Origin of the sequence: Microcystis sp. M31BS1 (assembly GCF_020245285.1) — a bacterium.
Lineage (GTDB): Bacteria > Cyanobacteriota > Cyanobacteriia > Cyanobacteriales > Microcystaceae > Microcystis > Microcystis panniformis.
In genome coordinates this window covers 1-9255 of record NZ_JADBVE010000414.1, presented here as the reverse complement: position 1 = coordinate 9255, position 9255 = coordinate 1, and the positions used below count along the sequence as shown (strand labels likewise).

At 42.9% G+C, this 9255-nt stretch carries 8 protein-coding genes; 3 read left to right on the top strand and 5 right to left on the bottom strand.

Annotated elements, in window-relative coordinates:
* Window positions 1-465: 465 nt before the first annotated feature.
* Both acsF and IM509_RS23405 read left to right on the top strand, forming a co-directional pair.
* Window positions 466-1542, top strand: a complete 1077-nt coding sequence (acsF, locus tag IM509_RS23410) for a magnesium-protoporphyrin IX monomethyl ester (oxidative) cyclase (RefSeq protein WP_002742302.1) — start codon at window positions 466-468, stop codon at window positions 1540-1542.
* A gap of 157 nt (window positions 1543-1699) precedes the next feature.
* Window positions 1700-2248, top strand: a complete 549-nt coding sequence (locus IM509_RS23405; protein ID WP_072924394.1) for a zinc ribbon domain-containing protein — start codon at window positions 1700-1702, stop codon at window positions 2246-2248.
* Between the two features lie 97 nt (window positions 2249-2345).
* Here the strand turns inward: IM509_RS23405 and clpB are convergent, their stop codons facing one another.
* The 4 genes from clpB to IM509_RS23385 form a co-directional block, all read right to left on the bottom strand.
* Entirely contained in the window at window positions 2346-5006 is a 2661-nt protein-coding gene (gene clpB / locus IM509_RS23400; protein WP_185237685.1) for an ATP-dependent chaperone ClpB, read from the bottom strand.
* A 92-nt stretch (window positions 5007-5098) separates the two neighbouring features.
* The gene (locus IM509_RS23395) at window positions 5099-5584 is read right to left on the bottom strand and encodes a GNAT family N-acetyltransferase (RefSeq protein ID WP_002759515.1); all 486 of its coding nucleotides are present in this window, start codon (window positions 5582-5584) and stop codon (window positions 5099-5101) included.
* Window positions 5585-5606: 22 nt separating this feature from the next.
* Window positions 5607-5909 carry a hypothetical protein gene (locus IM509_RS23390; RefSeq protein WP_002768918.1) on the bottom strand — a complete coding sequence of 101 codons (303 nt, stop codon included), beginning with the start codon at window positions 5907-5909 and terminating at the stop codon, window positions 5607-5609.
* A 119-nt stretch (window positions 5910-6028) separates the two neighbouring features.
* Window positions 6029-6922, bottom strand: coding sequence for a methylenetetrahydrofolate reductase (locus IM509_RS23385; RefSeq protein WP_002788992.1), 894 nt, complete (start codon window positions 6920-6922; stop codon window positions 6029-6031).
* Window positions 6923-7148: 226 nt separating this feature from the next.
* On the opposite strand from IM509_RS23385, the gene IM509_RS23380 reads away from it, so the two are divergent.
* A complete protein-coding gene (locus IM509_RS23380) occupies window positions 7149-7877 on the top strand; it encodes a GDSL-type esterase/lipase family protein (protein ID WP_024968709.1) in 729 nt (242 codons plus the stop codon).
* Between the two features lie 373 nt (window positions 7878-8250).
* Here IM509_RS23380 and IM509_RS23375 read toward each other — a convergent pair whose 3' ends face one another.
* Window positions 8251-8478 carry a type II toxin-antitoxin system Phd/YefM family antitoxin gene (locus IM509_RS23375; protein ID WP_185237686.1) on the bottom strand — a complete coding sequence of 76 codons (228 nt, stop codon included), beginning with the start codon at window positions 8476-8478 and terminating at the stop codon, window positions 8251-8253.
* Window positions 8479-9255 lie beyond the last annotated feature (777 nt).

The window sequence follows — 9255 nt, the reverse complement described above, 5'->3', positions numbered from 1 at the left end:
GCTCCAGCTACATCAAATGTTCCCAAAAAATATAGAAGAGCTAATGCAAATTAGCCGCTATCGGTTGAAGGATTACATCAAAGGACAAAGAGCGATATCGCTTGCCCTATCTACCTTCTAGCTCGCTTGTCCCCCTCTCAGCTATTATACAGAAACTTTCTGTATAACACTCTCCAGAGTAAAGATATAGGTCAACTTTCTGCATAATACTCTATTTAGGCGCAATCGCCAGAAGTTTTCCCCATATCACCCCACATCTCCGAACATTTGTCAAGACTCCCAGCGAAAAATCTGGGTTTGTTCACACAGCTTAATTAAGAGTTGTAACTTTTAATGAACAGGAAGGGAGTCTAGGGCTGAGAGCTTGCTATAGTGAATCCTAGCCGTTTTTTCACGGCTCGTCATTATCACGTCAGAGCCTTTACTCGTCTCAATCATCATCCCAGAGTAAAATCAATAATCCCTATGGTCAGCACGATCCAAAAACCAGAATTCGAGGAAATCCGTCCGGGTATAAAAGTTCCCGCTAAAGAAACGATCCTCACTCCCCGCTTCTATACCACTGATTTTGAAGCGATGGCGGAAATGTCGATCGCCGCTAACGAGGAAGAACTGAAAGCGATTTTAGAGGAATTCCGTACCGATTATAACCGGCATCACTTCGTTCGCAATCAAGAATTCGATCGCTCTTGGGAGCATATTGATGGCGAAACTCGCCGCTTATTCGTGGAATTTCTGGAAAGATCCTGCACGGCCGAATTTTCCGGCTTTCTTCTCTACAAAGAACTCGGCAGACGTTTAAAAAACAGAAATCCCGTTCTCGCAGAATGCTTTAACCTCATGTCCCGGGACGAAGCGCGTCACGCTGGGTTCCTTAATAAGGCTTTATCGGATTTTAACCTCTCCCTTGACTTGGGATTTTTAACCAAAAGCCGTAACTACACCTTCTTTAAACCGAAATTTATCTTCTACGCCACCTATCTTTCCGAAAAAATCGGTTATTGGCGCTATATCACCATTTATCGTCATCTCGAACAACATCCCGAAGATCGGGTTTATCCGATTTTTAACTTCTTCGAGAATTGGTGTCAAGACGAAAACCGTCACGGGGACTTCTTCGATGCGATCATGCGCGCGCAGCCTGATATTCTTAACGATTGGCGCGCTCGTCTCTGGTGTCGTTTCTTCCTGCTTTCGGTCTTCGCTACGATGTACCTCAATGATACTCAGCGTTCCGGTTTCTACGCCATTCTTGGTTTGGACGCTCGCGAGTACGATAAGTATGTGATCGAGAAGACCAATGAAACCGCCGGCCGCGTCTTCCCGATTGTTCTCGATGTGGATAGTCCTGAATTTTATGATCGCCTAGAGATTTGTGTTCGCAATAACGAGGGATTACGGGCGATCGATAGCGAAAACAGTCCCGCACCGGTTAAATTCCTGAAGAAATTGCCTATCTTCGCCTCTAACGCTTGGCAATTCCTCAAATTGTACCTGATGAAACCGATTCGGGTCGATAAATTAGCCGGTAGCGTCCGTTAAAAAGTTTGTTTTCTTGAGACATGGTGAGGGTGGGTTAAACCACCCTTTTTTTGTCGATAAAATTCTTAAGAAAATCCTCTAACATTTCTATCCTCGCTAGACTGGATCCTAGGGGTGTGAACTAGGTTTTTACTTTTTACTTTTCACTGTCAAAAATATGGCTATTTATAGTGAATTACCCACAGGACAACGTCTCTATCTCGATAATCAAGGGCTGCAGACGATTGTAACCCTCGCTAGTGGTGCGGTGGGACAACAACAGCAGTCTAGCAGTAGTTTTGCCACAGGAGTTTGGACACAAGAACCCCAAATAGAGATAATTCCCCAAGGGGCAATTATTGAAATTATCACTGAAACCGGACCCCACAGAATCCAAATTCAAGGAAGCAGTATCGGTTTTTCCTCCCCTCATACCTCTGGAGTTTCTCAGTCCTCTCAATCGACAACCGCTACCAGTTTCTCCTCCCCACCGATGCAACCAATGCAACCGATGCAACCGATGCAACCGATGCAACCGATGCAACCCATGAAAATGGGTAATATGTCGATGAATTTTGCCCCCATGGAAATGCAAATGGGAGATATGAAAATGAGCATGGGAGACACAAAAACCGTCAGTAAAGCCCAATTTTGTAGTCAATGCGGGGCAAAAGTAGCGGCAACCGATCGCTTTTGTAGTAGCTGTGGTCATCAGTTACAGCGATAAAACCTGTTTAGCTAAATCTATAACTCCTTTTGGGGCAAAATTTTGTTTATATTGGCTGAATTGACCCGCAGAGGGGGAATATATCCCCTATATGGTTTTAATCCGAACTGAGGTTAACCACGGCTAATTCTAATGTTTGCCCTTCCTTTTCTAGCTCCTTTTTGCTAAAACTTAAAACTTCATCTAGACAATCAATTACCACCGTATCCCCTTCCATAAAAGCTTGTTCGAGAATTTTTGTGGCTAAAGGATTCTCTAACTCCCGTTGGATAGCACGTTTTAAAGGTCGCGCACCGTAGGTAGGATCGTAACCAACAGTAACGATATGATTTTCTGCGGCCGTAGTTAATTCTAGATTAATTTTTTGTTCTCCTAATAATCTTTCCAGACGCTGTAATTGCAGACGAACAATGTAACGCAATTCTTCTTTTTTCAGGGTATGGAAAATAATTAAATCGTCGATACGATTCAAAAATTCGGGACGAAAATGACTCCGCAAAGCTGTTAAAACCCGTTTCCGCATCTCCTCATAATCGGCATCTTCGGAAACATTTAAAATATGGTCACTGCCAATATTACTGGTCATGACGATAATCGTATTCCGAAAATCCACCACTCGCCCCTGAGAGTCGGTAATGCGCCCATCGTCAAGCACTTGTAATAAAATGTTAAAAACATCCCGATGGGCCTTCTCCACTTCATCCAATAAAACCACAGAATAGGGACGACGACGCACCGCTTCCGATAGTTGTCCCCCTTCCTCATAACCCACATAACCCGGAGGCGCGCCGATTAACCGGGAAACCGCGTGTTTTTCCATGTATTCCGACATATCGATGCGAACCATGGCTTCCTCGGAGTCGAACAGTAACCCCGCCAAGGCCCGCGCTAACTCGGTTTTACCCACTCCTGTGGGTCCCATAAACAGAAATGAACCAATCGGACGGGAGGGATCTTTCATTCCTGCGCGTGCGCGTCGAATCGCCGCTGCTACTGCCGTGACCGCTTCATTTTGTCCGACCACTTTTTTCTGTAAATGAGACTCTAATTCTAATAATTTTTGTCGTTCTGATTCCATTAAACGATTGACGGGAATTCCCGTCCAACGGGCAACTATTTCGGCAATATCAGCATCAGTTACCTGTTGTCTTAACAGGGTCGAACCTGCCGCTTGAATCGTTTCTAGTTCTTTTTCTTTTACTTCTAATTCCCCCTGTAAAATTTCTAGTTTGCCATACTTTAATTGGGCTGCTTTATTGAGATCATAAGCTCGTTCCGCCTGTTCCACCTGTAGGCGCAATTGTTCTTCTTCCTCTCGTAACAATTTAATTTCCTCGGCGATATGTTTCTCCGTTTGCCATTGGTCAGCGAGAGGCTTTTGTTTACTTTCTAATTCCTCAATTTCTTCGATAATTCTTTCTAAACGCTCTTGAAAAGCTCGATCTTTTTTCTCCTCTTTTTCTAAGGAGAATTTTTCCATCTGTAACTGCATTAAGCGACGATCTATCATTTCCAAATCGGCGGGTTTAGTGGTACTTTCTACCTCTAATTTTGCCGCCGCTTCATCAACTAAATCGATCGCTTTATCCGGTAAAAAACGATCGCTAATATAACGATGGGATAAGGTAGCTGCTGCCACTAGGGCCGAATCGGTAATTGTCACCCCATGATGCAGCTCATAACGTTCTTTTAAACCCCGGAGAATTGAGATAGTATCCTCCACGGAAGGTTCCTTAATATAAACCTGTTGAAAACGTCTTTCTAAAGGGGGATCTTTTTCAATATGATTGCGATATTCATCCAAAGTTGTCGCCCCAATACAGCGCAATTCTCCCCGAGCTAACATAGGTTTTAATAGGTTGCCCGCATCCATCGATCCCCCTTCCCTAGAACCCGCACCGACGACGGTATGTAGTTCATCAATAAAGAGAATAATTCGCCCTTCTGATTGGGTCACTTCTTTCATGACTGACCGCAATCTTTCCTCGAATTCGCCTCGATATTTTGCCCCAGCGATTAAACTTCCCATATCGAGGGAAATTAACTGACGATTTTTCAAAGATTCGGGAACATCTCCGTTAATAATCCTTTGGGCCAATCCTTCCGCAATAGCGGTTTTTCCTACTCCCGGTTCACCGATTAAAACCGGGTTATTTTTCGACCGTCGCGAAAGGACTTGTACCACCCGTCGAATTTCTTCATCACGACCGATAACTGGGTCTAATTTGCCTTCTTTGGCCGCTGCTGTTAAATCCCGTCCATATTTATCTAAAGCTTCGTATTTTTCCTCTTGATTGGGTTCAGTAACCTTTTGAGTACCGCGAATCGCTTTGATAGCTAATTCTAAATCTTGGGGGTCAAGATTGAAAGTGCGTAAACATTTCCGGCCCACCCTTTCATCTTCGGCAAAACCGACGAGAAGATGTTCGACGGAGATAAATTTATCTTGCCAACTTTCCCGGGATGCTTCCGCTCGATCGAGCAGCAGATCGAGACCACGACCTAGGTATAATTGATCGACGATGGCCACTTTCGGCTGTCGGTTGGTGAAGACTTCTAGCTGTTGTTGCAGTCGGGGAATTTCTATATTAGCTTTTTGTAAAATCCGGGTGGCTAGACCGTTATTCTGCTCTAGGAGGGCAATAATAACGTGTTCCACCTCTAAGGTCTGATTTTTGAAGCGTCGCGCAATTTCTTGCGATTTAACAATCGAATCCCAAGCTTGTTCGGTAAATTTATTCGAGTCTGTGGGTTGCATTCTGCACCAATGAGGAAAGCCAGTGTCAGAGGTATAGTATAGCAAGGAGTCTCGATCGATCACAAAGTTCCAGGCTCGGCAAAAGGTCTGACTTATTTATCACTATTACCCAATTGGGTTAAAGCTGTCCCGGTGAGACGACAAATTTGCCACTCTTGGAAGACCTTAGCCCCCATTTTTCCATAAAAATCGATCGCCAGTTGATTCCACTCTAAGACAGTCCATTCTAAAAGTCCCGCATCCCTAGCGACGGCAATTTTAGCCACAGCCATTAGTAAAGCTTTCCCGATACCTTGACTGCGATAATCGGGTAAAACGAAGATATCTTCCAGATAAATCCCCGGTTTAGTTATAAAGGTGGAATAGTTAGCAAAAAATAGCGCAAAACCGACTATTCTACCCTCTACTTCCGCCACCAATGCTTCGATGTAGGGTTTTTCTCCGAATAAATGCTCCCCTAAAGCTTGACTATTTCCTGTCATTAAATGGCTGAGTTCTTGATAGGCCGCTAAGGCAACAATTAAGTCAAAAATAGCCTTGACATCGGTAGCAACGGCAGCACGGATGGAATAATTCATGATTGCTGGTCAAATCTTGATTTTAATGCTGATGATGTTTATGGGGAGATTCAGCAGGGGGAGAATTAAGATTGGAAAAATGACCGTTATTTAATCCCATCCCAACGCTACCAATACTGAAAAGTCCCATGGACACAAAACCGGCCGCAATTGTCCCCATGGCCACGGTTCCAATGGAAACTACTCCCATAGGAACAATACCAATGGAAATAACGCCCATGGGAACAATGCCAATAGAAATTATACCAGTGGGGGCAATACCGATCGACAACCATTTTCGCCCACCACAACTATTCTCTTTTTCTTGACCTAGATTGGAATCCATGCTTTTAACCCCGAAGATGCTTTGAGCCTTACCATACTAGGTTAGGGGTAGAATTCTTGTCAAAAGACCAGTAGTCAAAATGAAAGTTAATTTTTTATAAAAACTATTGACTTTTCATCTCAGTTATGTATTGGCGGGATACCAGCCAGATCGAGAATTTTCGGGACTAAATCCTCTCGTTTAATCGCCATGATGTGGACACCTTGACATAACTGCTGGGCTAATTTTATTTGTTCGGCGGCGATTTTGATACCTTCTTCGAGGGGATGAGGTGCATCAGCGAGTCTTTGAATGATCTGGTCGGGAATTTGCACCCCCGGCACATTTTTATTTAAAAATACGGCATTTTTAGCCGATTTTAACAGAAAAATTCCCGCTAGAACTGGTTTATCGGCGAGGGAGGCCACCTGCTGCATGAACTTATCAAGGCACTCGAAATCCGTAACTAATTGACTTTGAAAAAACTGCGCTCCTGCTTCGATTTTACGCTCAAAACGGCTTTGAAGACCGGACCAACTTTTTGACTGCACATCGACGGCAGCCCCGGCAAAAAGTTCTAGGGGTCCATCAGGTAAAGATTTATCGTTAAAGTCAAAACCTTTATTTAATTTATCGATTAATTTTAACAAACGTACCGATTCTAGGTCAAAAACTGCCCTAGCTTTGGGGTGATCTCCTGCTTTAACGGGATCTCCGGTTAAAGCTAGTATATTTCTCAATCCCAAAGCATGAGCGCCCATTAGATCTGCTTGTAATCCGATCACATTGCGATCGCGACAGGCCATTTGACAGATGGGTTCAATGTCGTGTTGATAGAGAATAGCGGAGGCAGCCAGAGAGGACATTCGCACTACGGCGCGACTGCCATCGGTAATATTAGCCGCATGAACGCGATTTTTTAGCCAGAGGGCCATTTCTAGCATATGACTGGCATTACCACCCTTTGGGGGAGTAATCTCGGCTGTAATCAAAAATTCTCGGTCTTGAACCGCACGTCGCAAACGAGTAGTCATCAAGTTATCTAGGTTTTAATCATAAATTCTATAGTAGATTTAGCCACGAAACCACTGGGAGGGAAGGAATGATCATCGGACTGCGTGCTTTATACTGGTCGGTGTCAGTGCCTGGCTGATATTTAAGTTAACTGGCAGGAAAAAATTTTTAATGTAGTATAATACACGGACAGTTTAACCAAATTCGTTTACAAGTGTAAAGGACAACCGATTCGATCGAGCGATCATGCCAACTCTTTCTCGTTTACCTACTAAAGACAAAGCCCTAATTATGACCCATCCCCTCAAAATCGTCGCTTTAGGTGATAGCCTTGTGTATGGCTATGGCGACCCCGTGGGTGGCGGTTGGGCCGAGCGCCTACGTCGTTTGTGGATGGAAAGTGCTGGTCATGCCCTGTATAATTTGGGGATTCGCGGCGATCGAGTGGTACAAGTGTCCGAACGTTTAGAACAAGAATTTCGTCTCAGGGGGGAAATTCGCAATCGTCTCCCTGACCTGATCCTTCTCTCCGTCGGTGTTAATGATACAGCCCGCTTAGGCCGGCCCGATGGTCGTACTTATACCGACCACGATCTTTTTCAAACTCAAATCGAACATTTACTCACCCGGGCCCGTTCTCTTTGCCCGGTTTTGTTTATAGGCATGATTCCGGTGGATGAGCGGAAAATGCCCTTTTTAGATTGCTTTTACTTCAACCATGGCGATCAGTATAGTTTTAAGGAAACCACTAAACAAGCTTGTCTAGAACAAAATATTCCCTATCTCGATTTATTTGATCTCTGGATGGACCGGGGTGATCTGTGGTGTCAAGAAAGATTAATGGAAGATGGACTTCATCCCAATGTGCAAGGCTATCAATCAATTTTAGAGGATATTTTAAACTGGTCGCCCCTCACCTCCTTTGTCGGTGTGGATAGTTTTATTCAACCTTTCACAGGAATTGCACAAAAGTGATGTCCTCTGTTATCAGTGGATCTAGAGGCGTTACAGAAACGAGAATATCTGGTAATATAACCGAACTTACCCCCTAAATATCTACTACAATGCTGAACAGACAATTGCGCTACTCGTTCAAAATGTAGTAAATTAAGGGGCAAAATTTGCCAATCATTGCTCTGAATTTGTGACTCAATCAATTCTCGGAAAGGTGAATCAAAAGTTAATTTTTCCAGACTATATTTGATCGTCATTTTCCAAAAACTACCTTAACTAAGATAAACTAGATTTTCTCTTTCATTAATCATAATTTTATGGTTGTCTCTCAATTGTTTATTATTAGTGACATACCAAAGAAATACATAAGTATTTATTAAAAATTTGAGCCTAATTATTGATCATCTTCAAAATCAGTTAAAGGAGCATCAAAATCATCGGCTATCCAAAATTTTCCCGCATCACTTCTCGGTTGAAGCGGTGGTTTATTGGCTAACTTTACAGGACTTAATTTAACTACAGGTTCATTATTTTCTGTGATGATAATTTCTTCACATTTAAGTACAGATTCCAATAACTCATTAAGTTGATTTTTGGCTTGTTTTAATTCAACTGTAGTCATTAGTTTACCTCACTGATTAACAACACAAACATTAGTTTAATCTCAATCAAGAAAAGCGATGGATTAAGTTATATCTAGGGTTTGCTGAATAAATGTGAAATGTAGGCAAGGTAAGAGTTTTGTGGCTTTTCTCGCTCCCACAGGTGCAAATTTTGAGAGAATCGTCGTTCAAAACCTTGCGTCTTCATCGGCCCGCGTCCTGTAGGGGCGAAGCATTCGGGCAATAACCTATCGGTGAAACCGTAGATTTTCTATCCGAATGCTTCGCCCGTACTTTTTGCCGCAAACCCTATCTATATCCTTACTTTTAATCATGATACCAATACTCACCCCCTGTCAGGAATGTCAGACACATTCTCATACTTTCTAGCGGAATTATCGCCATTAGCCTGTAGTAGTAGTAAGGAAACCCAACACACAATAATTGTTATGATTTCTTGGAGCAGGTTGAAAAATCGATCTTCTATGTTCAGCAACATCACAACATCAGTGAAGAAATCGGCACTCGGCAAGGGGCAGTATGAAAATGGGATCACTCATTTAGATTTCAGATGGTATATGGTAAAATTTGCATAATTCAGTAAGATTAGTATTATCCTATATTATTTCAACTCAACTTCCTATGAGTAACAAATCTGGCTCTTCGTTACTTGTTATGGTTCGATAGGGGGGCATAAATCGACTAAATCCTTATCTGGCAAGAGACTTAATTGATTAGTTCGCTCTAGATAAAAAACAATTGACAAAAATCGCTAAATGCCTTTCTCTATAAGGGTT

Bases quoted from the DNA above. Each gene is read 5' to 3' on its own strand.
- IM509_RS23405 (WP_072924394.1), top strand. From the start codon at position 1,700: ATGGCTATTTATAGTGAATTACCCACAGGACAACGTCTCTATCTCGAT.
- IM509_RS23385 (WP_002788992.1), bottom strand. From the start codon at position 6,922: ATGACTACTCGTTTGCGACGTGCGGTTCAAGACCGAGAATTTTTGATT.
- IM509_RS23380 (WP_024968709.1), top strand. From the start codon at position 7,149: ATGCCAACTCTTTCTCGTTTACCTACTAAAGACAAAGCCCTAATTATG.
- IM509_RS23395 (WP_002759515.1), bottom strand. From the start codon at position 5,584: ATGAATTATTCCATCCGTGCTGCCGTTGCTACCGATGTCAAGGCTATT.
- IM509_RS23375 (WP_185237686.1), bottom strand. From the start codon at position 8,478: ATGACTACAGTTGAATTAAAACAAGCCAAAAATCAACTTAATGAGTTA.
- clpB (WP_185237685.1), bottom strand. From the start codon at position 5,006: ATGCAACCCACAGACTCGAATAAATTTACCGAACAAGCTTGGGATTCG.
- IM509_RS23390 (WP_002768918.1), bottom strand. From the start codon at position 5,909: ATGGATTCCAATCTAGGTCAAGAAAAAGAGAATAGTTGTGGTGGGCGA.
- acsF (WP_002742302.1), top strand. From the start codon at position 466: ATGGTCAGCACGATCCAAAAACCAGAATTCGAGGAAATCCGTCCGGGT.